Annotated in this window: 22 protein-coding genes and 2 pseudogenes; 1 reads left to right on the top strand and 23 read right to left on the bottom strand. The window is 48.7% G+C overall.

The genetic code is table 11. The features are described 5' to 3' along the window. Positions 1 to 91: 91 nt before the first annotated feature. The 9 genes from PLA01S_RS15115 to PLA01S_RS15075 all read right to left on the bottom strand — a co-directional run bounded on the left by PLA01S_RS15115 (position 92) and on the right by PLA01S_RS15075 (position 7,609). Entirely contained in the window at positions 92 to 838 is a 747-nt protein-coding gene (locus tag PLA01S_RS15115; protein WP_127592916.1) for a MerR family transcriptional regulator, read from the bottom strand. Beyond that, positions 813 to 1,739 (bottom strand): DUF2268 domain-containing putative Zn-dependent protease, encoded by a 927-nt coding sequence (locus PLA01S_RS15110; RefSeq protein ID WP_127592915.1) that lies wholly within the window; start codon positions 1,737 to 1,739, stop codon positions 813 to 815. The genes PLA01S_RS15115 and PLA01S_RS15110 overlap by 26 nt, the downstream gene beginning before the upstream one ends. A 187-nt stretch (positions 1,740 to 1,926) precedes the next feature. Continuing rightward, entirely contained in the window at positions 1,927 to 2,739 is an 813-nt protein-coding gene (locus PLA01S_RS15105) for a nucleotidyltransferase family protein (RefSeq protein ID WP_246059537.1), read from the bottom strand. An 89-nt stretch (positions 2,740 to 2,828) separates the two neighbouring features. Beyond that, positions 2,829 to 3,287: a DUF2269 family protein gene (locus PLA01S_RS15100; RefSeq protein WP_127592914.1), complete on the bottom strand. Its 459-nt coding sequence runs from the start codon at positions 3,285 to 3,287 to the stop codon at positions 2,829 to 2,831. A 14-nt stretch (positions 3,288 to 3,301) separates the two neighbouring features. Further along, on the bottom strand, positions 3,302 to 4,030 hold the full coding sequence (locus PLA01S_RS15095) for an NAD(P)-dependent oxidoreductase (protein ID WP_127592913.1): 729 nt from the start codon (positions 4,028 to 4,030) through the stop codon (positions 3,302 to 3,304). 339 nt (positions 4,031 to 4,369) lie between these two features. Then, a complete protein-coding gene (locus PLA01S_RS15090; RefSeq protein ID WP_127592912.1) occupies positions 4,370 to 4,702 on the bottom strand; it encodes a winged helix-turn-helix transcriptional regulator in 333 nt (110 codons plus the stop codon). A 218-nt stretch (positions 4,703 to 4,920) separates the two neighbouring features. Further along, on the bottom strand, positions 4,921 to 5,931 hold the full coding sequence (locus tag PLA01S_RS15085; RefSeq protein WP_127592911.1) for a phytanoyl-CoA dioxygenase family protein: 1,011 nt from the start codon (positions 5,929 to 5,931) through the stop codon (positions 4,921 to 4,923). Positions 5,932 to 6,034: 103 nt separating this feature from the next. After that, the gene (locus PLA01S_RS15080) at positions 6,035 to 6,952 is read right to left on the bottom strand and encodes a helix-turn-helix domain-containing protein (protein WP_246059536.1); all 918 of its coding nucleotides are present in this window, start codon (positions 6,950 to 6,952) and stop codon (positions 6,035 to 6,037) included. A gap of 285 nt (positions 6,953 to 7,237) precedes the next feature. Then, positions 7,238 to 7,609 (bottom strand): winged helix-turn-helix transcriptional regulator, encoded by a 372-nt coding sequence (locus tag PLA01S_RS15075; protein ID WP_127592909.1) that lies wholly within the window; start codon positions 7,607 to 7,609, stop codon positions 7,238 to 7,240. A gap of 217 nt (positions 7,610 to 7,826) precedes the next feature. Between PLA01S_RS15075 and PLA01S_RS15070 the strand changes: the two genes are divergently transcribed. Next, positions 7,827 to 8,399: an NAD(P)H oxidoreductase gene (locus PLA01S_RS15070; RefSeq protein WP_127592908.1), complete on the top strand. Its 573-nt coding sequence runs from the start codon at positions 7,827 to 7,829 to the stop codon at positions 8,397 to 8,399. Between the two features lie 370 nt (positions 8,400 to 8,769). Here the strand turns inward: PLA01S_RS15070 and PLA01S_RS15065 are convergent, their stop codons facing one another. The 14 genes and pseudogenes from PLA01S_RS15065 to PLA01S_RS14990 form a co-directional block, all read right to left on the bottom strand. Continuing rightward, positions 8,770 to 8,994, bottom strand: coding sequence for a hypothetical protein (locus PLA01S_RS15065; RefSeq protein WP_100537333.1), 225 nt, complete (start codon positions 8,992 to 8,994; stop codon positions 8,770 to 8,772). 372 nt (positions 8,995 to 9,366) lie between these two features. Beyond that, complete coding sequence (locus tag PLA01S_RS15055) at positions 9,367 to 9,597, bottom strand: helix-turn-helix domain-containing protein (RefSeq protein ID WP_246059535.1); 231 nt, start codon at positions 9,595 to 9,597, stop codon at positions 9,367 to 9,369. Between the two features lie 166 nt (positions 9,598 to 9,763). Continuing rightward, positions 9,764 to 10,113: pseudogene (locus PLA01S_RS15050) on the bottom strand (DUF1048 domain-containing protein). A gap of 9 nt (positions 10,114 to 10,122) precedes the next feature. After that, positions 10,123 to 10,470 carry a DUF1048 domain-containing protein gene (locus PLA01S_RS15045; RefSeq protein ID WP_127592906.1) on the bottom strand — a complete coding sequence of 116 codons (348 nt, stop codon included), beginning with the start codon at positions 10,468 to 10,470 and terminating at the stop codon, positions 10,123 to 10,125. Further along, positions 10,470 to 10,657 (bottom strand): annotated as a pseudogene (locus PLA01S_RS32555) (hypothetical protein). The gene PLA01S_RS15045 and the pseudogene PLA01S_RS32555 overlap by 1 nt, the downstream one beginning before the upstream one ends. Before the next feature lie 377 nt (positions 10,658 to 11,034). Then, positions 11,035 to 12,309 carry an FG-GAP-like repeat-containing protein gene (locus PLA01S_RS15035; RefSeq protein ID WP_246059534.1) on the bottom strand — a complete coding sequence of 425 codons (1,275 nt, stop codon included), beginning with the start codon at positions 12,307 to 12,309 and terminating at the stop codon, positions 11,035 to 11,037. 28 nt (positions 12,310 to 12,337) lie between these two features. Beyond that, positions 12,338 to 13,135 carry a polysaccharide deacetylase family protein gene (locus tag PLA01S_RS15030; RefSeq protein WP_127592904.1) on the bottom strand — a complete coding sequence of 266 codons (798 nt, stop codon included), beginning with the start codon at positions 13,133 to 13,135 and terminating at the stop codon, positions 12,338 to 12,340. Positions 13,136 to 13,325: 190 nt separating this feature from the next. Next, positions 13,326 to 15,593 (bottom strand): rhamnogalacturonan lyase, encoded by a 2,268-nt coding sequence (locus tag PLA01S_RS15025; protein WP_127592903.1) that lies wholly within the window; start codon positions 15,591 to 15,593, stop codon positions 13,326 to 13,328. 270 nt (positions 15,594 to 15,863) lie between these two features. Beyond that, positions 15,864 to 16,598, bottom strand: coding sequence for a DUF1961 family protein (locus tag PLA01S_RS15015; protein WP_127592902.1), 735 nt, complete (start codon positions 16,596 to 16,598; stop codon positions 15,864 to 15,866). Between the two features lie 69 nt (positions 16,599 to 16,667). After that, positions 16,668 to 19,268: an exo-rhamnogalacturonan lyase family protein gene (locus tag PLA01S_RS15010; RefSeq protein WP_127592901.1), complete on the bottom strand. Its 2,601-nt coding sequence runs from the start codon at positions 19,266 to 19,268 to the stop codon at positions 16,668 to 16,670. 269 nt (positions 19,269 to 19,537) lie between these two features. After that, a complete protein-coding gene (locus PLA01S_RS15005; RefSeq protein WP_127592900.1) occupies positions 19,538 to 21,862 on the bottom strand; it encodes an AraC family transcriptional regulator in 2,325 nt (774 codons plus the stop codon). Between the two features lie 327 nt (positions 21,863 to 22,189). Beyond that, positions 22,190 to 23,785, bottom strand: a complete 1,596-nt coding sequence (locus tag PLA01S_RS15000; RefSeq protein WP_127592899.1) for an extracellular solute-binding protein — start codon at positions 23,783 to 23,785, stop codon at positions 22,190 to 22,192. 124 nt (positions 23,786 to 23,909) lie between these two features. Next, positions 23,910 to 24,794 (bottom strand): carbohydrate ABC transporter permease, encoded by an 885-nt coding sequence (locus PLA01S_RS14995; RefSeq protein WP_127592898.1) that lies wholly within the window; start codon positions 24,792 to 24,794, stop codon positions 23,910 to 23,912. Positions 24,795 to 24,818: 24 nt separating this feature from the next. Beyond that, on the bottom strand, positions 24,819 to 25,781 hold the full coding sequence (locus PLA01S_RS14990) for an ABC transporter permease (protein ID WP_127592897.1): 963 nt from the start codon (positions 25,779 to 25,781) through the stop codon (positions 24,819 to 24,821). Between the last annotated feature and the right edge of the window lie 295 nt (positions 25,782 to 26,076).

Genomic DNA, 26,076 nt, shown 5'->3' with positions numbered 1-26,076 from the left:
GAGCATGAACAAAGTTTTTCGACAATATGCAGAAGAAATTTGTACCGATAAAACAAAAAAGCCGCTAAAAAAAGCGACTTTTAATGGGTCATTACCGATTGATATTATACATAATTGCACTGTACAGAAAATCTGCGAAATCCTCATGGCTATATTGATTAAAATAGTTTCTGAAACGTGCATCGAATTTGTAGGTATCAGCAATGCAAGTCAGTAATTCTGCATCGCAAGTCATGAATTGCATTAGATTTTTTTTCCACTCCTCGATGAATCGCTGAACTTCATCGGAAGAAGGATCCTGATCGACTAAAGGCGCGATTTGTTTGAATATTCCTTCCATGGACCGAAAACGTTCCTCTTTTTCATCGTGTGATATTGTATCCAACGTTTCATTAAACTTTTGATACGCCTCTGTTTCACCATAAATGAATTTGGCTTCATTTGCATATTGTTCTTTCAATGGCAGAACGAAAGAATTGTTGAAGATTTGCAAATTACTAATATCATTCCCCGAAACATATTCCTCGAGAGCGACCATGATGGTTTCTAGTCTTTGTTTTCTTGATTGTAAGGTTTGTCTCTGATTCTTTACTATTTGTTTTTGTTCTTGTCGGGTCAGTTTTAAAATGTCCGCAATTTCTTTCAAGGAAAAATCCAATTCCTTTAAGAATAAAATGGTCTGAAGTTTTTCCAAACTGCTTCGTTCATATAGGCGATACCCTTTTTCCGTCAGGTGTGTCGGTTTGAACAAATGAATACGGTCGTAATAATGCAGGGTGCGAGCGGTAATGCCGGTAATCTGAACGATATCTTTAACTGCTAATAATGGTTTCTTCATTCCAATACTCTTCTACTTCGTCTAGTATTTGCGCGGCAGGCGTTATCGTAGCCTCGAAAATCGTTTTCCCTGTTTTTCGTAAATAATATTGGATTAAATGATATCCGCAAGCGTATCCGGCACTATAAGGCATGTTGACGGGTTTTGAATTTTGAAGTTTTGCGATCTCGTCACCGTAAAGATACGGAGCAAATTGATCGAACCCTGTTAATTGCAGTTGCTCTCTAAGCACTGGCTTTATGCACCTGTTAAGCGTTTCTGCGTTTGTTTTCGTTACCCAAGGACCGAGCAATTCTTCTCCAAACATGAACGTAGCATAGTTTTCTGCCAATCCTTCACTTACAATGAGCTCGCCCAAGTTAACGGTGTGATCCCACTGAATAAATTGATATCGCACATTATGGTTGCATTCGTGCGCCAGGGCAGCCTTCATTCGAGGAATCGTGTACTCATTTGGCAAGATTGTACCCCAAATAAACCCGGGAATGCCCCCAAAACCGCTATATCCTTCGTTTATGGTTAAGGCACGGCTTTCCGGATTTCCTAGTTGAATGGTAAACAAGTATTCGGAAACGGGGAGGTTAATTTCATGTTCTACAAATAGATGTAGGCTTTTCTTTACAGCATGCTCGCACTCTAACCAAAATGATTCGGACGATATCAGCTCGATCTCTGCCGAAATCTGAGAGGTAATTTGATCAGGAGATCGATGCATCATACTATTGAACGTAATAACGTCAAAACCGTTGGCCTCTTCGGCTTTAAAAGGAATCTGTTGAATTTGCCATTGTTTCTTAAAGGGAGCCATCATTTCGTTTCTGAACAATTCAAGCTTTTCCTCGGGCGAAGCTTGGGCCACTTTTTGATAAATATGATCTGATCGCAGTGATTTAATCTTCATTTCTCTCACTCCTAGTTATGGATTCATTGAGAAATTATGCACTATGACCTAACGTCATAGTCAAGAACTTTTTCCCGACTTTTGGTACATCTTCCGCTGATCGAGAGAAGACCTTAACACTTCATCATCATATTTGAAAAAAAGAAACCGATGAAAGGTCGACTTTAGATTTAAAGTCCCTGCTAGCTTAATAAGGAATGTTGGCTTCATTTGAGAAGTTAGCACCAGCCCATTCCCCCTCAATCTTAAACAACACATACACAGCCTCACGGTCCGTAGGCGGTTCATCTATCCAATTTAGCAGCGTGCGAATGACTGATTCTTTTTCTGGGAAGTGGTGAAGAAAGACTTCAGACTGCTCGTGAAGTCGTGTCGTCCAAATCTGGGAACGCACCATCACCATGGAATAGTATGTTCGAATGAGTTTACGGGCGAAGCTTTGAGTAAAGGTTTTAAAATCTTCTCCAGACGCTGTTGTTAACCTTGTTAACGTCCGATTCAGAACCTCATCAATATCGCCATTAAAACGGATTGCTATCTCGGATGTAAGTTTATAAGGACCAAATCTTTCACCTAAATCCTCTCCATATACACAAACACAGAGCTCCTTAAGAAATGCATTTTCGTAATAATTTGAGGGATCAACCGTATAGTCATAATATGCTACAGCTATACCGACATCACGAACGAAAGAGCGATAATTTTCAGATAGTTCTCCAGCAAGTTTTTTTAATTCGGCTAACTTATCAGAACTCAATTGGGTATTGAACATAGCGATAAGATCTAAATCTGATTTCCTTGGAATCGCTTCTCCTCTGGCTACACTACCGTACAGATAAACACTATGCAATTGTTGATGAAATACATGTTTAAGGCTCTCGATCGATTCATGAATGCACGTCACATATACATCATCAATTTTGTCTTTGCTAACATCGCTTACGATAAAACCTTGATGGTCAAGACCATAACCCGCTTTTAAAATCCCTATTTCAATCACCGCCTTATTTCTTAACCCAGCATTTTCCTAATTATAACACCAAAAAATCATCTGGCCCAAAAAGTGAGTTAGGACGCTCCATCGGCTTCTTAAAATGGCTTAACCACCATCAGCACCAATATGGCAATCATCAGCAGCTGCGCTGCCGTCTCGACGGGTGTGATCTTTTTTATGAGCAGTCCGAACTCGGCGGGTATTTCATTACCCTGATCTTGACTTTCAGATATGATCTTTATGATCTTTTTCATACGCGGCTCGATCCATCCGTCGATCATGACGACCATGAGCAGCGATAATAGGATGGATACATTCAGCCACATTTGGGATAACCCCATCTTGGTTATGATCATAAGCCAAACCCCTGTTAGAATAAGTACGGCTCCGCCAATTTTAGGCATTACGGCAAGCTTGGTCGTTATACCCAAAGCAAAGTGCAGCTGGCCGACGGTTCTAGCGAATCTTCGAATGATGGGCATCACGAAAGCGGGGCCAATGATGGCGATCGAAGCCAATATATGCAAAACGAGCAGTAATCCAAACAAACCCATGATCCCCTTTCTCCTCAGTGCACCGTAATATTGTTTTGATAGGCTAGACCGATCCTTTTTCTTTTAAACGCTCCTCCGAGCTCAATATGGTCCAGCATACATCTTGCGACATCGTCATAAGTAACATTCAGCTCTTGAAATCGGCTGAACAAGTGACCGGCGATATCTGCCTCGGAATATTCCTTGATGGTCTCCGGAATCGAAACAGGCAAGGTTTCCGTTGTTACATGCAGATGAACCGGCTCTGAATGCTCACTTGAATCCATCATGGTCCCCGGACACATAACGGACCAATCGAGCCCAGTTTGTTGCAGCCTTTCGTAATTCCGATTGTGATTTTTATACTCAGGCGGGAAGCCGGGTAAATTGTTGCCGATAAGATCGGTATATGGAATATCCAGCAGGCCCGCTCCTCCCATCATCCATACCCGCCCAGAGAAACTAGGCTCCAATTCACATTGGCTTATAATGGTATCGACGATACGAACAAACTCTTCTCCCTGGCCCGCATGGCCGGCTGCAATAATAGCGGCTTCTTGAAACGCGAGCGCCTCACCGACGCTGACCGGGTCCATCATATCGTCCACGATCACCTTCACATGCTTTGCGGAATGCTCACCTAGCTGATCATAAAGCTTCTCAGCATTTCGCACATAGGCGGTCATTTCATGCCCCATTTTTATCCCTTGTACCAGCACTCTTTTCCCTGTATTTCCCGTAGCTCCAAAAACAATAATTTTCATTGTTCTTTCCTCCTCATTCATGGCCCCTAATATTTGGTTAACTCAAGCTTAACATCGCTTCAAAATGATGTTAAGAACCCACTTTAAAGTAGGGTGCTTACTTAAAAGTAAGCATGACGGAAAGGGATGCCATAAGAATACGCAAGAAGCCGGGACGTCGGGAATATTCTAAAGACAGATTGGCGACAATCCTGCACTATAAGAAGTTTTATGATCTCAAACCCGATAATTAATTCAGATCAGGAGTGCGACTGCAGGTAAACAAAAAGCTGCCCGGAATCCCGTGGCAGCTTTTGTTTTGAGTTGATTGAATTCGTGTACAAGTTCATTGAACCAGCTTTATGACGCTGACTCTTGATATTTCCGCTTATTATGATTTTCTCCCCAAGCACACATGGCTTCTGCTACAGGAATCAATGTTCTGCCGTATTCACTAAGAGAATATTCTACTTTTGGAGGGACAGTAGGGTAGACCGTTCGATCGACTATGCCTTCTTGTTCCAAATCTCGGAGATGTTGTGAAAGCATTTTTTGTGAAACATCAGGTATAAGCTTTTCCAGATCGTTAAATCGCTTTTTGGATTCAATCAGATGCCATAAAATCATTGGCTTCCATTTGCCACCTAAAACATGAATGAGTGTCTCAACTGGACATTCACGCTGATGAATCATTGATAAATCATCCCCTTACTTTTAAGTAAGTGCATTACCTAAAATTAACATAAAGATAGCTATACAATCAAGTCAATATTGAAAGTAAAAAGCTACAAGACATTAACGAATGCTATACTCACCTCCGCCCTACTATCCGTGGAGAATGAGATCAAGCTCTTGTCTATATCATGCACAGGTATAGAAAAATGGTTTGGTGGGCTTTCAAATTTCTACCTCTAGTCCTGTTCTTTTTTCTCCTGTACGACTGGCATCATCATACCGTCATCCATTCCCATCAACGTCACGCTGGATGATTCGGGAATCTCATCGTGCTGCGTAATATCCACCGGGGTATCGAATATCGGTTCCGCATAAGCAAGATGCGTCCGGCCTCGCGCCAAAATCTGGCGGTAATTCCCGCTTTCGCCTTCATAACCGTCATGGTCCCACGGAACGAACGACCGAGCGTTACAATAATGGCACACATAGGAGCGGCGATAACGGTCCTTCGTTCGGTTCCGATATGAACGGTGGAACAAATGGGAATCAAAGAACAGCACATCACCAGGCTTCATTCGCACCGGAATCGGAGCCGGATATTTTGACACCACTTTGGATAGCGTGTTGACCTCATCGTCCAGATGACTGACATTCTCAACAGAGTGGAGATCGGTAAAGGCTTCTTTAGCATGAATACTACCGCCGTTATCCCCTGGCGGTGGGTAGATCGGCTCGTGATTGGAACCGGGGACGACCCACAAACACCCATTCTCTTCATCGGCATCCTCTAGGGCAATCCATGCCCCGATTAGCGTGTCGGGGTGGGTCTTGATGTAATAAGCATCCTGATGCCAACCTTGCCCGCCCTTTCCCGGCGGATTAAAGAACATCATCGATTGCAAAGCATATACGTCGGGCCCAATAAGTGCCTCAAGCACATCCAGAATCCGGGGATGAAGCATCAACTGCTCCCCTTCCGGATGGACGCGGGAGATCATATGAACCCTCGTCTTCTCGGCAAACTCCGATTTGAGAGGGTCCTTATCTTCCTTAGACGCCTGTTCACGTTTCCCCTCATTTTCAATACGCAGTCTCTCTGCCCACGCTGCGTATTGTTCTATTTCTTTCGGATCCAACAGTCCTTCAACAATGAGGAAACCATCTCGGTGATAGTGCTTGTATTGCTCTACCGTTACATAAAAACGGCCTTCTCTTAGTTTGACCTTAGGTACATAAGTCTGCCCCATACTGATCCCTCCACATCCATTGATTACCTTAAGTGTGAAGGATTCCGAAAGCGTTCTCAATGGAGAGGACACGGAAAACAGTGGACGGATTTGATATCCCTTATCATATCCGCTCCTGATTCAGAGCGACAAAATGCCGGTTCAGGGGATAAGCGGACTCCTCCTCTTCGATCATGGCCAAATGACGAAATAACGGGTCCGCAAAGCGATCGCGGAATTCAAGTGCAGTAACACCCCGGGTACGTTTGAACATGCGGGAGAAGTAGTGCTCATCGGCAAATCCGACATCGTAAGCGATTTGTTTGATCGTTCGCTCCGCTTGGATTAATAGCTGTTCCGCTCTCCGTAGACGGCGTTCCAGCAACGCCTTCTGGGGAGGGATTCCAATCCAGCGGACAAACATTCGGGTAAAGTGCTCATGAGTCCAGCCGGAACTGGCAGCAATTTCTTCAATGGTAATCTGGCGGTGAAGATGTTGTTCCAAATAATCCAATGCCTTGATAATCGGGGCAGGCAGGGTCGATAAAGAGCGCGAATCGTCTTCAGCGATCGCCCGCCATTCCTCCAGGACACTCAGTAGCAAGATAGCTCCTCTTCTCTGCCAGCCGCCGGGTTTTACATGCACGATCTTGAGCATTTGTTTCAACAGTGAGGGAACAAGACTTCCTCCGGCAATCACCGACCAGTCCTGACATTCCCCTCGGCTATCGCCCTGTTCGCGGAAGGTTTCCCGGAATGCAGCGTATTCGAAGTGGACATATAAATGCCTGGTGGGAACGAACGGATCAAACCGGTACCTATGCGGCTCCCCGGGACAAGTGAATATAATGCCGGGGCGATCCAGCAGAAACTCGCCTCGGTCGTTTTCGTAAACGGTCCGGGACCCCGTCGGAAAGAATACCAATTCGAAATCATCGATCGTTCGCATCCCCAGAACGGATCCCTTGTTGACGGTGATATCCCCCATGACATGAAGTGCGGGTAGCGTAAGCGACAACGGATAACCCTCCATTCCTTTCATACACCGTAATGTTAGTTATTTTCATAGTCCCCTGCATAAAGACGGCGCTGTTCTTTGTTACTCTGTTCTTGTCTAGACATTAGCACAAATGGCCAACAACCAACTAATGAATTTTCGTAGAAAGCCATTAGAGTTATCCTTTTCCCCTTCCCTTCCGTTTCTCTTCTAGACATCTAATGTCATGCTCACCCTGTTTATACCATGGTAATCGGACCATCTTCGTATCATTACCGCGATAAAACAAAAAAAGCCGCTAGTATAGCGACTTTCTATGTGTGTAAAGCCTTAAAACTGTTCCAAAACCTTGGATTTGTCGCCATAAACCTTTTCCAGGTGATCCTCTCCCCAATAGCATAAATGGTCTAGAGCGGGTTTTAATCCCCAGCCGTAAGCCGTTAACTCATACTCCACCTTAGGTGGAATCTCTTTATAAACCTTTCGTACAACAATCCCATCCTTTTCCAGTCCTCTTAGTTGAGTGGTCAGCATTTTTTGCGTAATGTCGGGCATTAACCGTCGAAGCTCAGACGTCCGTTTCCGTCCTGTCATCAAATGATAGATGATTAAGGGCTTCCACTTTCCCCCCATTACTTCTAATGCCGCCTCCACTCCAACTTTATACTTCTTTTGAACGTTATTTTCCCTATTTTCAGTCATCTCTTATTCCTCCGTTAAAAGGCTGTCTTTTTGCTAGGAACATTAAGATTCATTCATTTCAGTCCGTTATTCAGGTTATTCTCTAGGGCATTTACCTAGGGCACTTCCATGTTTCTATGGCACCCGTATCATCCTATAGAACATGAAAGTGCGTACTTCCAGGTTATTTTATTACTGTTTATAATAGCATCAGCCATTGATCGTGGCTACAATTTAGATGTTAAGCGTTGTTTCGCACCCAAGAAAAGATTCCCTGACCTTTAAGGTTGCCGATCGTTTCGTAAAAGGTCTTGCCGAGGCTGGCCACGACTATGAGATATTGGATTTACACGGGATTGGCTTTGACCCTGTTTTAAAAGGAATAGATGAACCGGATTGGTCAACTGAGGAACAGCCCTTTTCCCCTGAGGTAGAAATGGAAATAAGGCGAATGAAGGAGCATGATGCCTTGGCATTTATTTTTCCAATTTGGTGGTGGCATTTGCCAGCCATGCTAAAAGGTTATATTGATCGTGTATGGAACAATGGGTTTGCGTACGGTTCGAACCAGCTTCATCATCAGCATATCTTATGGATTGGTTTGGCGGGCGTTTCGAAAGAACAGATGAAAAAGCGTAACTATGATGAAATGATGACTCATCTGCTCAATGTGGGAATTGCAGATTATTGCGGTGTATCCAATTCCAAGGTTGAATTTTTATACGAGACTTTGGATTCTAATCCCAAGCATTATGAGATTCTGCTTAACCAAGCTCATAACTTAGGGTTGAATTATGCTAAGGATCAGTAAGCTCTAAGTTAAGTCTGCACTATCTGATATGCATTATTATGCATTTAAGTACATGAAACATCCTGATTTGTGGATTTTTTATGTATTTGCATAAAATATATGCGCCTATATCCTGTTGTGTACGGACGAATAACCAATTCTACGAAAGGCTGTTCCGAACTTCGCATCTTCGTACCGGATAACAAACAAACCTCCAGCCCTCTGATAAGAGGGTTGGAGGTTTGTTTGCAGTCGTTAATAGATGAACCTTTTTATGTTATAGCACTGCATTTCATATCATTCTCGGAAATAGATGGAACTTAATGGTGAATAATAGATTTTGACGGAGGAACATTATTCCGGCAGCCTCTTGTTCATCGTTGTTGAGCTCTTAATCCTCGGATGGATCCTCATCCATGCCGACGGCTGAATCAAATACACTGTCCTGCGGAACGCTCGTTAGATCCAGCTTTTGCTTCACCTGGTGGTTGATATTCCCATACCAGGCCTCAAAGGAGTCATCCAACTGCTCTTCTCGATTACGATCTTCGTTCACATCCGAATCCACTTCGATTTTATTGCCTAATACCCCATAGTCGTCTTTGGGATGTATCATACTCTGCTTCAGCTCCTTTGTATACGGATACTTTAAAATCCCCTGTAAAACCAATTCTATACATGCTCTTGCTTGTCCAGTTCCGGCAAACAGAGATTATCACTAGATTGATTGTGGATCCCAAATATCAACACATGACGGGCGGATACTTTAACGTTGGAACCGGAAAATCAATTGAACCTGTGTCCCCCGGAGGGAATGCCACTATGCAGTACAAATTGTGGACGACCACCGAAGATTTGCTAGAGAGAAAAGGATTTCTACCCTGATTAATTCGACCTGTTACTTAATAAAAACAGCAGCTGATCATTAGGTCAGCTGCCGTCAGCTTGGTTCAACCAACGTTTTCGTTAGTGTAACAATATTATCTACTTATCTACTACTGGGCCGTAGCGAACTGCGAGTGATGTTCCTATACTTTGTAGGCGAAATGCCTTTTTTAGCTTTAAATTGCTTGATCAAGTAAGTATCGTACTCAAATCCAGAAGCACGTGCAATTTCATTAAGGTTCATGCCTGTATGTGTTAAAAGATCACAAGCAACTTTCAAACGATGTGAAAGCAAGTACCCGATTGCTGTATTTCCACATCTTTCTTGAAACATACATGAAGATACCGAAACTTTGTGTTTTACTGTGATGTCCACATTGTCGGGAGCAACGCAGCTCTGCCTAACGATGCCAAAATTAAGCGGGGACAATTATGCCGCGCTGCATGTCTATTATTTTCAAAATCTCATATTTGACACTTCATGACTTTCACTTTCTACATTACTTTGTTTTATCCGTAACCTTTTTCATGCCTTGTTACCTTTTTGGTCTACAGATTCTTGATAGATGTCCGCGTAAGTTTTTGAATCTTTGATTAGATCGTCGCAGAAAGCCGCTACGTCACTACCCGTCACTTCGAGCACGCCTTTCCCCAATGCCGCGCCCTCTTCAAAAAGATCGATAATCCCCGAGAGCAAACCCGTTCCGCTGGTTAGCTCAACAGGGCCGACCTTAAAGAGATACTTTTGAATCTCTTTATAAACAATCTGATAATCTTGCGGGAGCTCTTTGACACGCGCCACATGCGCTCGCCACTCTCTTTTGCCTTCGATGATATCTTGTATTCTCATTTTATCCTCCTATTTACCTAATTTTTTAGCGATGTTATTGTTGAGTTGCTCGCGCCACTTGTCGCGAAAAGACTTTGCTCCTTCTTCGCCGGCCAGCGCTGAACAGAACCCTTTGATATCATCACCCAAAACCTCTTGGACACTCTGACCGTCCGCCGCCGTTTCTTCGAGCAGGCCAAGTACACCGTCAAGAATTGGCATGAGGTTGCGACCGGTGAAATCGGAGTGCGCCCAAAGATTGGCATTAATTTTTTCCCATGCCGCTTGATAATCAGCCGGCAGCTTTTTTGCACGCGATTGAAAATTTTTCATTTCTTTAGTCATGTCGCTGCCGGTGATTCTTTCCCAAAAATTCATTATTTTTTCTCCTTTAACTCGTTAATTTTTGATGATACAAACACCCATTTTTCCCAGAACCTACCCAGCACCTCGCTCCCCACGTCGTTGATCGCCAAAAACTACCGAGGGCGTTCAGCCGCCGCGTGATTTCGTAGCCGTAGGTTTCTTTGCGGCATATAAATTTAAGGGCACAGCCCTCAAGCACCCATTGCTATTCTGTAACACTGGTATAAAGTGTTACTTACTACAGCTATAAAGTAACACGTAGTAGATGGATTGTCAATAGCGTTTCCATTGACACGGATTTTATGTTTTCAACTACCCGTTTAGATCTTCCATGGAAATGTCAATGCTTTAAATGGGGTCGGCTTCGGAAACGGTGTAATTTGCCGCCGCCGCCCCTGTATCCGCATTGCCGGACATACTTATAACAAAAAAGCCGCATATGATGCGACTTTCAAAGTAATCAAGTTTTTGTCGTCCGACACAAGTTCTCCTTGCCCTCATCGTCGCCCATCATGTTTTCGATCATGCGTCGTATCATGTCGGTCCGCTCTATTCGGTTAGGTAATAGCTTGCAAATTAGAACATGGGAACTTCCCCGCCCGGATACAATGTCGAGTTGGACAAGCGTTTCGGCTGCGGCAGCGGAATACCCGAAGGGAGCTCGCTCAGATCCGCAGGTTTGCTCGAATATATGGACGCTGTTTCGCTGCTGTAAATAATGACTTGCTCCGTACCGCTGCCCCATAGGTCGGCATGGACGGCATAACCCTCGGAAGGAAACTCCACGACGGCGTTCATATGACCGTCATACAATGTTGGGAAGATGCCCCCACCGCGACGGTATGCCAAAATATAGTCTGGGGCGCCTTCCACCCACCCGCTCAATGGCTCGATAATCGTAAGCCAGCCAGGTGTCTTTCTGTCTTCTTTCCACACCTCTTGTCCGCTGCTATCCAGCAGGAATAAGGCGTCTTTGCCAATGAAGCCCTTGCCGTCGTCTTCTCTCACGAGCCGATCCAATCCGGCAATTTGCATTCCCGGCAAGTCGCTTCGGAAGCGCCCGAGCGCTATATGTTGTGACTCGACTGAGCCTTCGTACCGCCATAATTCCGTGCCGTTACGGTCATACATGACCGTAACGCTGCCTCCGATCACAAGCTCCGGTTCTCCGTCGCCGTTTACATCACCGATCCAAATGCAATCGGCGTGATCGTCCAATTCGCGGCAGCTCCATAACGGCGTCCCGTCATGGTCCAGCAGCGTATAACCGGCCATCACTTCGTCGTATCCATCGCCATCCAAATCGTATGCCCAAGGGAAATGGCCCGGGTTGCCCTCGTGCGTCCAGAGTAAATTGAAGTTCCGGTCCATTGCCCACATGCGGTGATAACGATCTTTTAGAATGAAATCTCGTCCATGCGGGCCGCCCGTCAAATTCGCAATGATAATGCAGTCGTGCGCCTCAGGGTCCGGGAGCTCATGGGAAGACCTAACGCATCCGTCGTGCCCGTTAATGACGATGAGCCGGCTGTCCATAACGCACAGCACCTCCAAACGTCCGTCTCCGTCGATATCGACAATTTGTGCGGGATAATCCGAGCCTTGACTGCCTGCTCCTGGATCCGGCTTTCCCGTCTGCCAGAGCAGATTCCCCTCTAGATCGAACGCAGTGAGGCACTGCACCTGATGGGGAATATAACGCACGTCCTGGCGGTTGTCGGGCTGCACGAGCAGCATCTCCATCCGGCCATCTCCGTTTAAGTCGCCGAGCAGCATTTTACAGCGCGGACCTGCCGCCCGTATATCCAGCATGCCGATGAGCAAAGGTTCTTTTCTTATCACTTGGTTCATCTGATATCCCTCCATTCCTCTCTTCTCATTACAACTTGATTTGCTCGCCGCCTTTCACTTCGACGATCTCTCCGTCCACGTTCAACCAAACGCTTAACGCTGTAGGGTTGTAGACGAAATCCAAGTCAGCTGCAAACTTCAGTCCTTCGAATGCCTTGGCGTAATCAACAAACTCAATGTTCGTACAATACCAAATATCCGGATGTCCTCCCATATAGGTGCCGAACTGTTCCATAAGCTCCCAATTGTTATCGTTATCGAATTCGTAGCTGTGGCCCCATACGTACATCAGATACAGGTATTGCTTTTTGTGCAAGCTGACGAAAGTTTCCGCATGCTTCATCAGATCACGATTATGATGGCATGTCGGCTGCCATTCCAGAAAATCGTCCGGCATTCCGAAATGCCCTGAACCGGCAACGACTCTCGCATATTCTATGCCGAGACCCGGCAGCATCTCTTTGATTCTGCGATTGTAAGAGCCGTTCGGATACGACATCCCTCGCACCGCATAGCCCACGATACGTTCCAGATTACGTCGATCTTCCATGATTTCATACACGATTTGCTCGTTCGGGCAGCGAGCGATCGTCGGGTGGGTCAGCGTATGCGCCGACACCTCATGACCTTCATAGAGCGTTTTGACCTCATCTGCACCCACCCTGTCCGGCGTTCCGAGCAGTCCGGAATTGATATGAAAAGTTCCTTTAAGCCCATACCGGTTAAACATATCTACCAGCCGCCGATCGGCGAATCGACCGTCGTCGTAGCTCATCGTTAACGCTTTGTGCCGCCCTTCCGGAAAGCACATCAAAATGTTCGGCATCCTGTTTCCTCCTTAGCGTATATGCTCCACTGCAGACACACTTCTACAAATTTCTGTATTCGGCAATGAGCCGAGCCAGTTGACGGATAACCTGGTTTCAGTGAGAAGCGGCCCAAGTTCGAAACATCTTCCCTCCAGCTATACGAACCAATCGTACCTCAACAAACATGGGTGACCACTCATGGGGGCGTTAGTTGCGATTACGTATTCTTACACGGGGGAGATATAGACTTGGGATAGGAACCTTCGCCCAATCAATGTCGGATGCAAAATAAAAGCTTGTGTAGCAGGGCTGGTTATATACGACATTCTGCCATGCGATACCGGTTCTGTACTGAGCATCATGCATTAACGTATACAATTTGCGGTCTGTTACCTCGGTGCTCAGGTAGATCCGAATCGCCGAGCTATCCTTTGTTCGGACCAGCAGCTCTTCTCTCCAATCTCCGAAAACGTCAGCGACAAGGCAAGGATTTCCCTTCGTTCCGTTATTGGAAACCGCACCTTCCGCTGTAAGCAGCCTGCCTTGTTTCCAATCGTCGATCGTAACAGGCTCGTCGAAGCTGCCATTAATGATCTGTATGGTCATGTCGGCCGACCACTTGATACTCATGTTCGTGCCCGGAATCTGTTTTACAATTCGGTCTCCTTTACATGTCATCAATCCGAAGGCTTCATCGCTTTCATAACCCTCGCTGCACCATGTTTGAAGACCCCTTTGGTTCGGATCAACCTGTCCGATCATCCCGCGCCCCACGTCATTGATCGCGAAGCCGCCGTACAATACCTCGCCAGTATCCGCATCGCGCAGTGTATATCCGTAAGGTCCCGAGTCGCCGCTTTCATGCACCATGAAAATCTCCAGTCCCTGCCGGTCTGGATCAACGTTCGCTACATGAAGGGCATCGCCGTGACCAAGCTTGGCGATTTGTCCAGGTGCCTTGCTTTCCGGTGGCATTACGCCCCGGGAGCTGTATAAAATGGATCCGTCATGGTCAATGGTAGCGGCTCCGTAAATAATTTCGTGGCAGCCGTCTCCATCCACATCTGCAATGCTTAAGGAATGCGCCCCTTGTTTAGCGAGGCTGCCAAAGTTCTCATCTCGGCCGTCCTCCAGATGAAGCGTATCATGAAAAGGATTATTCATCGAAACCCAGCCGCTGTCAACGAACCAGTTCTCCTTGAGGCGCGTTCCATCCCAAGAGTAGGCTGCGAGGGCAGCCCGGGTATAATAACCGCGAGCAAAGATCGCATACGGTTTTTCACCGTCCAAATAGGCTACGCCTGCTAGGAATCGATCCACGCGGTTTCCGGGCTCGATGCGATTCCAAGCATAATCCCCCCACATCAGACCGTCATCATGCCGTCCGGGTTTATAGTGGATCGTCTCCAATTCTTCGCCTGTTTGTCCATGAAACACGGTTAAATACTCTGGCCCATCAAGAATGAATCCCTCAAATGACCGCAAGTTGTTGCGCCCGCTCCGACGGGGAGCATAAACGTCGAGGAAGTAATCAGCAAGCTGCTTTGCATCCTCCCTTGACAGTGGATAATTGTAACGACGCTCGATCCCAAAGCACTCTTCAAGCGTGGAGGGCCATCGCTTCGCCACGACCTCCTCATGCGAGTGCCAGCGCATGAACATATGGACAATATGCTTATAGTAGTCCATGCTGCTCATTCGATAGTCGTCCTGATGACTGTACCCGGCAGCTATATCCTCCGGAGGCATGGTTATATAGGTTTCGGAGGATACTCTTCCTTCCTGATCGTACCTTATGACCTTTGTACCGGGTGCTGTCTTAAACATCAGCTCGGCTTTCCCGTCTCCGTCAAAATCATAGACCAGAAACTGTGTATAGTGAGCACCCGCCCGAATGTTCACACCAAGCCCAATCCGGTAGAGCAGAGTTCCGTCCAGCTTATAGCAGTCGATGTATACCGGACCGGTGTAGCCGGAATGCGATACATCCTTTGCATTGGACGGGTCCCATTTCACAAAGTACTCATATTCACCGTTGCCATCTACATCCCCGACGCTCATATCATTTGCCGCATAGGTATAGATTTGGCCAGTCGGCGTAACTCCGTCAGCCGGTTTTCGCAAAGGTAATTCATAGTATGGACCCACCCAGGGAGTGACGTCGGCACAGCGGTCAACTTCCCGTCCATCCACAACCGCACAAACATAATAAACCGATGTTAGCGTCCCGCCGGGGTCCAAATAGTTGGTACTGTCGTGGATAGCTGCGATATAGGCGCCATTGCGATACAGGTTAAAATGGGTGCCGATCATTCCGTTACCGATATAGCCGGTCACTTCATTCCCGAGCAATCTCCAGCTGAGAAATATTCCTTCCGTTGTCGCAGCTGCAACCAACCCCCGGTTCAGATATTCCAGCTGCACCCCGGATATCTTCTTTGTATCATACTTGTGCTGCTCATGGCCGGGTTTCATAAATAGACATCCCTCCTACTATGAACATGTATCCGTTTTCCTGTTCTCCCGTGTTGGTCTTTTCGATTACTGCGGAAAGTAAGGCAAGGCGCAAGACCCTGCCCCCAGCTCCGGGCCCATTTCCTATCCACGCCGAGATAACCCCCGATATTGTTCACGACGGCGGTTCCACCGGATCCATTAAGCACCCGTCCACGATCGGAAATATTGGCCAAGACCCTGCTGAGATGCAAGTGGCTTTGACAGCAATTATGGAGATCACTGTGAAAATTACGGTTTGCCTTCGGCATAAACGGTTAAATTCGCATATTCTCCAATCATAGGCGCCATCTGGCGGAAACCAAGCTTTCCGCCAGCGATCGGAAGCCCGTACCTCTCACCGTCGTCTTCCCACGAGAAAACGGGAAGGTTGTTGAAGGCAAACGTAATGCGATGGCCGTCCTTGACGATGAGCATCTTGTATGGTCCGACAGCGTCCATGACGCTTGGAATCGGGTCGGCACCTTGCGCGACCAGGTGGAAACCGTAGCTTTTTCGTAAATTGCAGGTTTGAAACTTCCGCTCCTCCGCCCACTTCCTCCGGAAGTAAGAAACATGGAAGGCATTCATTTCGCCGTGATGATACTGGTCGTATTCTCCTGTCCGTGGCTTGATTGAAGAATCGAATAAATCCCTGCCTTCCGTGCCGCTTGCGCTAAAAAACATAATCGCCAGGCCTGGCTCGCGGACCGGCCAAAAATCCCACGAGATGGCAGCGTCCGCCGGAAAATCCTCCGGGCACCACAGCACGAAATTGGCGCGCTGTCCCTCCGCCTCGTCGCGGATGCTTTCTAGCCGCATCCGTCCCAAAGGAAACGTAACGGCTGCTTCTCCCTCCATCCGAAAATCCGCGACATGCTCGGGCTTGGCGAGCGGGTTTGCATATATCGCACGCCAACTTTCGGGAATAAGCGGGCTTTTAGCAGCATGCACGGCCCCTGTTTCGGTTGGTTGACCTGTTGTCATCGTATTCTTGCTCCTTTCTTCCCATGTCTGGGTTATCGCGCTTCGGCGAAGAGCGGTAACCGCGCTGCGTTACACATTAGCTTCCTTGCGAGCCAAGCCTGCATGGTCAGGCAATGCATCGGGGATCAGCTCCAAGCTAATGATCGTGTTCAGCGACCATTGCGACGCCTCGTTCGTGTTCATCCAGTCAATCTCCTTCAGCTCCTCGACGTATGTAACGTCAGCTGCGTCTTTCTCGAGGTCGGTGGTGGCAAAAGGATGTTCCAGCAGTGTCGACCAGGCAAAATCGGCTGTGCGTCTATCCCTACGGTACCAAGCGCCGTAAGCGACGAGGGCCAGCGTCAGGACGGGATGCTCAAACCGTTTCGTGCTGATCGCACCGCCCGTGATCTGATCCTTTTCTTCCTGCGAGAGATTATAGAAAACACCGAAATCGCCCATCATTTCATCCCACTGCTTATCCTTCAGCATGCCGGACAGCTCGAACCACACCTGCGGCGCGCCCATACATAACGCCAGATGACGGCCCCAATTGTCGTCGCCCATCGACGTGAGCAAGCCGGTATTTGGGTCATAACCGTAAGTCGGACCGGAGATCAGACCGAAATTCGCCTGTTTAATGCATTGAATGCCGGCAAGCAGTTTGTCGCGGTAAAACGTATCCTCTTTGCGCTCCCAGCGGGTCATCCAGTTGGAGCTGAATGCCGCCCAATCCGGGCCGACCCGGATATGCGTCTTATGCTCGTCCTTCGGAAAATAGGCGCGCATCGGGTCGATATGAACGGTCGTATAATCAGCGTCCTTCGCCTCGTCCATCATGTCACCGATCCGTTCGTCTCCCGTCAAATAATAATAGTATCGGTGCAGGCCGGCCATGCCGATCCTGGCTTCCTTGCAGCCGCAGCCCCAATGGAGGACGTTATGCCGGGAGCCGAGCCCGGCGTATTCACCGAAATGATAGACGTCGACCTCGCTCGTATGGCGCGTCATCGCCTCCGCCATCCGGAAAATATCTTCGCGTCCCGAGCGCAAAAACATCAGCCACAGCCACATGTTCGGGACCAGCTCGGTATTCTGCCATGCACAGCCGCCGAGGTCGTAATTCCAGACATGCCGCGCAGGATCGTAGCTGTGCATGAAATCGCCGTAATCCCAGAAGCCGTACCAGCGCCTCTGCTCCACCTCCCTTTGGTAAAAGGCGATGATGCCGTCCAGCTTCTCTTCAAGGCGGGCCTTGGTGGGCGTTCCCCGGTCCGGCAAGCTCCAGATGCCAAAAGCTCCCTGGCTTCGTAAATAAGTAGGCCCGCATACAAGCTGCGGCGGCGATTCGTTATAGCTCGCATATGCCTCTAACTCAACCAGCGACGGCGTCGACGTCCGGCACCAGATCGTCAGCTCGCTCGTATTGCCGATGCCATACGGTGTTGCGCGCAATTCTTCTGCGCCTTCGTAGGAAGACTCAACATGCGTATCCGTATCGTAATGGCGCATGTCCATGGCCGACGCTTCCGGAGACCAGAACCAGGCGGTCACCTGCGCCTCGTCTCCCGTCAGGCCGTGTGCCTCCATGCTGGAAGGATGCTTTTGCCAGAAATTGCGGATCGCAAGAGCCAAACCACCGCCTGGTCCGCCGACGTACGCGACCCCGCGTGATCTGCGGCCTTCGGCGGCTTTGAGCCAGCTGCAGCCTGCCTTGGTCCGCTTGGCCATCAGGTAATGGTCGGCTGAGAACTGTGTCACCTTAAAGCCGTCCCAACATGCGGAGTCGCCCAGCAGGCTCATGAAGTATGCGTCGTCCATGTCTTCGTCGGTCAGCGTTTCCCCGTTGAGCTGACGCTTGAACAGCTCCAAATATTTGCCTTTTGTGCGCCGCGAATGGAGCGTTTTCGGCGATTCGCTTAAAAAACCGGTATCACCTGCGAACCGAATGTGGCGGTTGTACAGCGGCCCAAGCATCGGCAGCCTGAAACGGATACCGAGTCCCTTCACGAAATCCTGATTCGGATTGCCGTCATAAAAAAACGTATGCACGATCCGGATCGACTCCAGACCGGCGTAAGCGTACAGGCGAAGCGAAAAAGGAAGCCATTCACCGGTTCCGTTTACGGCCCGGTGTCGGCCCGTCAACTTGACGACCGCTCGTACCGGACCTGCCTGCTCCAGCTTCGCCTCGTAGATTTGGGAATGATATCGTTCTTCCCGGATCGTTCGGCTGCCGGTCAGCTCGCTTATGCTTTCCTTGATAGCAATCAACTCGCCGCAGGAGCTGATGCTGACGCCGTTACGGTGAACATCCGCGATTATTTGGCTGCCCTTTTTCGGTACCCGAAAGGACAGAACGCCCGTGTCGATGGTAAAGCCATCCTCCGTCTCACGTACAGACAACGAAGCTGCAGTTGGCGAATGTTCGGGATCTCCCATCACGATGGAGCATCCCTGAGGTGCACCAGCCTGAAAAGCGGCGGCATGCGCCGTCCATTTGACGCTGCCGTCTGGCCAATAAGCAGTCGGCCAGCTTTGCAGTGCGGGGGCGGTGCCGTCCTCCATGTGCAACGACAACCGATCGTCCCGCGAAAGCTCTCCCTCCTTCCACGGCATTCCCCATGTCACCCCAGCCGGAATATCTGCGGCTGCCTTTAACCAACGCAGTGTTACTCGTGTGTCGTTCATGGAATCATCTCCTAAACGTTTTGTTGGTTTCCGTCTTGCTGCAACGCCCTCATTGTAGAGAGCTGCAGCTTTCCCGGCAATGGCACTTTCTTGATGACATCCGCCGGCCTAAATTGCACGATTTCGCGAGAATTGCACTTTATTGCCCGATAAGGTTCTTCAGGTGCCCTAGTGCTTCGGGGTCTTACGCATCACAATAAAGCCGGCAGCGTTTGTATCAAGAACCTGCTGCCGGCTGCTTCTCCGATTTTATTTCTGCAGTACACTTCCTACTCCGCCCGGCTTAGCTCACGGTAACGGGTGGGGGTCATGCCCTCGAGCTTTTTAAAGATCCGGTTAAAATAGCTGTGCCGATATCCGACTTGTTCGGCGACCGTGTTAATTTTCATCTCCGATTCCCGCAGAAGCTCCTTCGCTTTATCCATGCGCAGCTCGGTCAAATAATCGATAAAGTTTTTGCCGGTTACCTGTTTGAATGATTTGCTCAGGAAGAACGGGTTCGTGCCGATGTGTTCGGCGCAATTGTCGAGCGAAATGTCTCGCATATAGTTTTGCTGCAAATAAATCATGGCTTGCTCGATCAGCCGTTTCACTTGGCCATCCGTCCTGCTCGTCAGCTCCTTCATGAAAGGGGCGATTACCTTCACTTGGAACCATTCCCTTGCACCTGCAGGCTCTTTGATCTGGGAAAGCTGCTCATACAGGTTGGCACCCTTGAACAGGCGATTCGGTTGAATGCCGGTTACGAGAATCGCATGCTGAACGGAACCCAGCAAATGAAGCATTCCCTGCTGAACGTCTATCGCTTTAGCCCCTTTAGCGGACAGCGCTTTCTGGAATTCGACGAGCAAGGCGTGGGCGTCCGCTTCCTGCCCGGTCCGAAGCGCCTGAAGAAATTCTCTTTCTAACGTAAACGGATACTGCGGTTCGGACGAATCCTCAAAATTCAGCTGCTCCATTTCGATGATCTGGTTGTCGTTATCGAATTTGCGGAAGCTGGCTGCGTGCTTCACACCCTCAAATGCGAGCGGGATGTCGCTCACACGAGTGGTAGCCCTGCTGATCGCCACCGTCACTACCATGTTCAGCAATCGATTAACCGTCTGTGCCAGCTCTTCGCTGAACGATTTGATTGCTTCCGCACATGGCTCCCCTTCCGGCAAGATCAGCAGCACTCCCGATCCAAGATCATGGAAATTGATTGTGCTGCTTTGCTCGAAATACGAATCCGCCAGCTCTTCGATCATGTTGACGGAGGCAAAGGTGACTAGTCCCTCGTCGCCAAACTTGAATTTCCCTTCCATGCTGGCGATTCCGGTAAGCTGTACGTACAGCACGACAAACTGCTTGCCGCATACCTGCCATTTATAACGCTCCATCCTTGACCGCAGATCCTCCTCCGTATATGCGTACAAATAGCCCTGCAGCAGTTGATGGAGAAAGCTTTCCTTCACGTGCGGCAGCTGCTCAAGCAGCTTAGCGTTCAGCTCTCGGCTCTCCCTGTTTAAGTGCTGCCATTGACGCTCAATTAGCGTGAACTCGTCTTCTCGGCCTCCTCCCGCCAAAGAGGCACTCGGCAGCAAATCCATCATCAGCCGTTTGACCGGCAAGTACATGCGAATCGATGCAAGCCAAGCAAGCAGCATTGCCAGCAAGAGAGCGCTCAAGCTAACGGTCAAAATGACTTTGGAGATAAAAACGACCGGCGCCGTAATATTGGTGATCGGCGAAGCCGACACGTAAAGCCAGTTATCCATGATTCGTGCGAAATAACCGTACGTGACCGCATAGGTTTTGTCGTTCCATTCATAAAGAAACGAGCCTTCCTTGTTCCCGTTTGACTCGACCTCGCTTCTGACTGCCTTTACAAACGTCGAGTCGATCGAGCTCCCGTTAGCGGATACGTATATATCTCCGCCCGGCTCCATGAGAAAGTTTTCGCCGTCGGCATAAGGTGTAATGGTCTGCAGCGCCTCCGCAACTTGTTCGTTGTCCAAGCGGACGATCAAAGCCCCCATCGGTTTTTGGCTGCCACCGGGAACAAGATGTACAAACGTCAATTCCCGTTTTCCCGGCTGATCGGGATCAAGCGTTAGCTGTGTCCAATACGTCGTTTTTCCCGCGTCGAGCAGACGGTCGTATAGCGATATGACACTTGCGTCATTCAAAGCGGAATATTCCGGATAAAACAATACTGGCTGGCTTCCGTGCAAATAGAGGCTGACGTTACGAATCATCGTATTGGAGCCCTGCATGACGAGCAGCGTATTCGTAATATCGCGGGTCTTCTCGAAATCGCGCACGAAGTCGCGATCGCTGAGCGAATAATCGAAGCTCGTATCGAACGCCCAATGCGCCAGCATCATTTCGAGATTGGACAGCTGTTTATTCAGGTTCTGCGACCGCTGCTCAATTTGGTTATTATGGAGCTTCAACAGCTCCTTTTCCAGCTTACCACCCGCCATCGAATAAACGAGAACCCCCGTTATGATGCCGGGAATGCCGGCAACGAACAGGAACATGATTAAGCTTTTCCTATAAAAGCTGCCGGATCTGCCGGATAAGCGGGCCAATAACGTCTTCCATCCATTCATCGTCTGCTCACCAACCATATCTAAAATTAGTTTTGCCTTCCTCGTCAGGCTTATCTTTGCCCTTTCAGATATGTAAGCGTATTCAAAAACCTTGAAATAAAACGACTTCCTTAATTAGGATAACGTGGTCCTATCCATAACACCTGCATATTTTCAGAGTAAATTGTTCAAAAAACAGAGGAAACCAAATCAACACCACAAGGTGAGTCTTGGCTACTTATCTGATACATTCACTTTGCTGGGGCCCTGGAAAGATAAATTTTCATAGAGAAAAAAGAGGCCCCAGGCCTCTTTTTCCGCTGAACGACACTGCTCAAATGACTTCGCCTAGGATTTGGATGCGGCGTACAGCTCGTTGATTTCCTTTACGTAATCGTTGCCGCCTGATTTTTTCCATAGTTCAATTGCATCGCGCCAGCCTTGCTCGTCGATTTGGCCGACGATAAATTTAATGCGGGCATCGTTAATCATATTGCCTAGCTGTTGTCCTTTTTGCGAGTACACCTCAGAAATAAACGGCTCCGCCGGATTGGCGACGATCGTTTCCCGGTTTTTCATTTGAACCTCTGTTTGCTTTAAGCGAAGCGGCGTCTGGGCCACTTGCAGCCCTTTGCCTTCCGGAATGTAAGGTACCATTTGGTTTAGCCCTTCGACTTCCGACTCGAGGAGCACAGAGTCCGTGCTTCTTTCGAGTGTTGTATCATCGATCTTGGTATAATGCACGCCTTCAAGTCCGAAGCTGGTCAGTGTCTGCAGGTCAGGCTCGTTCAGCTGGTCTAGGAATTTCAAAATGCGGTCGACCTCCTCTTCTGTCTTTACACTCGACTTTGGAATCGCCAATAGGCCAGCAAAACCGGAGGTAGGCAGCGTACGAATTTGTCCATCCGTACCGGTTACGGCGCCGAACACGTCCATGTAATGCTCTCTTGAGTCTTTGCCCGCTGCCACGTTCGCTGCCTTGATTTTGTCATCGACTCTAGCCGCTCCGTCCACGACGTCGATAATCACGCCGGCTTGCCCGTTAACGAGCGGATCAGTCCACTTCGCCGAGTCCATGACGGCAAAATCTTGGTTGACGAGTTTTTCGTCATACAGCTTTTTCATGAACTTGAGCGCTTCGAGATATTCGTCGTATTCGAAATCCGGTACGAGCTGGCCGTCCCTTTCACCCCATACGTTGGGTGCACCGAACCACAGTTTGATCTGGTCGAAGCCCGCTCCCCAGCCGGCCGTCCATTTGACCATAACCAGTCCGTAGGTGTCGTCCTTGCCGTTGCCGTCCGGATCCTTCTCTTTGAACGCTTTCAGCATGTTGTAAAAATCATCGATCGTTTTCGGCTGCTCAAGGCCGACGTTCTCCAGCCAATCCTGGCGGTAATAAACGCCGTTGCGACCAAGCTCGCGCCCGCGATATACGCCGTACGTTTTGCCGTTAATCGAGGAGTTGTTCAGAATGATTTCGCTGGCCTGGCTGAGGTTCGGATAATTTTTAAGCTTGTCGGTCAAATCCCAGAACGCTCCCGATTTTACCGCGCTAACGAAGCTGGGACCCTTCGAGTCCGGCACGTAAATGATTTTCGGCAAATTGCCCGATGCAAGCGTAATATTGAATTTATCCGCATATGAAGCGTTAGGCACCCATTCGAAATGAATGTCCGTGCCGGTCAGCTTCTCGAGCTCAGCCGCTACGGGACTGTCGTCCTTCGGATAGTTCGTTTTAAAAATCGGGAGCATGATGTTCAGCTTAAACGCTTCTTGCGATCCTGCGGAAGCGCTTGCAGGAGGAGCTGCCGTCGAAATGTTGGAAGAGTCTGTGCCCCCGCTGTTTTTGCCGGACGTGCAGCTTGCCAGCAATACGATGCAAACCGTGCCTAGAATTAGAAATGAGGAAGCACGTTTCGCTTTCATTGTCTTTTTCTTCATTAAATAGCCTCCCTTTATAATTAGAGTCATATTGCAAAACCGCGCGAGCTCCAAGCAAAACAATCCGTGCGTCTCGGTATAGACAACAGAGCCAGGCGGAATCACACATTTAGAAAAACTAACTTTAGCCTTTCACCGAGCCAAGCAGAACGCCTTTGGCGAAATGCTTTTGCAGGAACGGATACACACACAAGATCGGAATCGTGCCGACGACGATCACGGCCATTTTGATCGATTGATCCGGCGGCTTCACAAAGTTAGGGTCCATCGAGTTCAAATCGCCGGCAGCCGCTTGCGACAGCAGAACGATCTGGCGCAGCATGACCTGCAGCGGCCATTTTTCCGGATTGTTAATATACAGCAGTGCCGAAAAGAAGTCGTTCCAATGCCCGACGGCGTAAAACAACGTAAATGTAGCAAGGACAGGCATTGAAAGCGGCAGCACGATCCGCCCTAAGAGGCCAAGCTCGGAGCAGCCGTCGATGCGTCCGGCCTCCTCGATCTCCTTCGGAATTTCCTGAAAAAAGTTTTTGACGATGATCAGGTTAAACGCGCTGATCGCGCCAGGCAGCATAAGCGCCCAAAGCGAATCGAGCAGCTGCAGCTCCTTGACGACCAGATAAGTCGGTATCATTCCCCCACCGAACAGCATAGAGAAGATGACGAGATTCAACACCAGATTCCGGCCGTACAATCCTCTCTTGGCTAGGGAATAGGCCATCGTGACAGTGAAAAACAGGTTGACGAGCGTGCCGATGACCGTTATGTAGACGGAGACGCCGATGCTTCTCATGATCGTATCCGTCGAAAAAATAAACTCGTAAGCATTTAAAGTAAATGTTTTGGGTATGAAAAATACCGCTCTCGACGTTAGCTCCGCGTCCGATGCAAAGGAGCCCGCAATCACGTATATGAAAGGGAGCACGGCAGCCAGCCCGAACAACGTTAGCACGATATAGTTGGCAGCGTCGAACGTGACACCGGCCGCGGTTCTGTATTGCTTGGCCATGGATTGATTCCCCTTTCTTGCTTATTAGTAAAGCCCGGATTGGCCGAACTTTTTCGCCAGCCAGTTCGTGCCGAGCACAAGCGTGACGCCCACGACCGATTTAAACAGCCCGACAGCCGTGCTGTAGCTAAAAGCGCCTTGCGTGATGCCCATCGCGTATACGTAGGTGTCGAACACTTCGCCTACCGAGCGGTTGAGCGGATTCAGCATCAAATAAATTTGTTCGAAGCCATTGTCCAGCACGCTGCCCATCCGCAAAATCAAAAGAATCACGATCGTGCTGCGGATCGCCGGCAGTGTTATATGCCAGATTTGCCTCCAACGGTTTGCCCCGTCAATCGTCGCTGCCTCGTACTGCTCCACGTCAACGGCCGCCAGCGCCGCCAGGAATATAATCGTACCCCAGCCGCATTCCTTCCAGATCGTCTGCAAAATAATGACGGGGCGGAACCATGACGGATCGGACAGAAATTGGATTTTGTTCCCCGTATATTGGAAAAGCAGCTCGTTGACGGTGCCACCTTCCGTGGTTAGGAACACGTACGTTAGGCTTGCCACGATTACCATCGAAATAAAATGCGGAACGTAAATCATCGTTTGAATCGTGCGCTTGAAGAAGGAAAGCCTCACCTCGTTTAACAGGAGTGCCAATATAATCGGAGCGGGAAAAAAGAAGATGAGATTATAGAACGATAACAACAGCGTATTGCGCAGCAGCATCAAAAACTCGGGATTGTTAAAAAACAGGCGAAAATGCTCGAAGCCCACCCATTCACTTTTCAAAAATCCAGTGAACGGCTGATAGTTTTGAAATGCCAGCATGACCCCCCACATCGGCACGTATTTAAAAACTAGAAAATAAAGCAAGCCGGGGAGCAGCAACAGGTATAGCCATTTGTCCCTGCGAAGCCTTGCCGCGAAACTCGTGCGGTAATCCGCCTGCTTGGACGTTTGCGGGAAATCCCTTTGAGCCGTAGCTTGCTTCATCAGTCTCCACCTCCATATGTCGTTCATCGCCTCGCGAGCGGTGTGGCCTTATTATGCAGCAGCGTTTTCTTTTCCGGCAATGAGACATTTTTGTAGAGTAAAGAAGCCTCGGTTTTCGGCATTTTTAAAGAAAGTGCAAAGTCGGCAAACGAGTGGTAAGACGCGTATAGCCCGGTATGAAAATGTTGGATTGCGTCCGTTCGGGTCAATCGTGGTTCGAACATCTGCCCCTCTTCGAGCAGTTGATATACCCCTGTGTCATATTAGTCTTGTCCTCAGCTCGGAAAGCTCTTAT

It is taken from the genome of Paenibacillus lautus NBRC 15380, from assembly GCF_004000945.1.
Taxonomy (GTDB): domain Bacteria; phylum Bacillota; class Bacilli; order Paenibacillales; family Paenibacillaceae; genus Paenibacillus_AQ; species Paenibacillus_AQ lautus.
The sequence above is the reverse complement of the archived record's forward strand: the minus strand, read 5'-3'. Positions and strand labels throughout refer to the sequence as shown.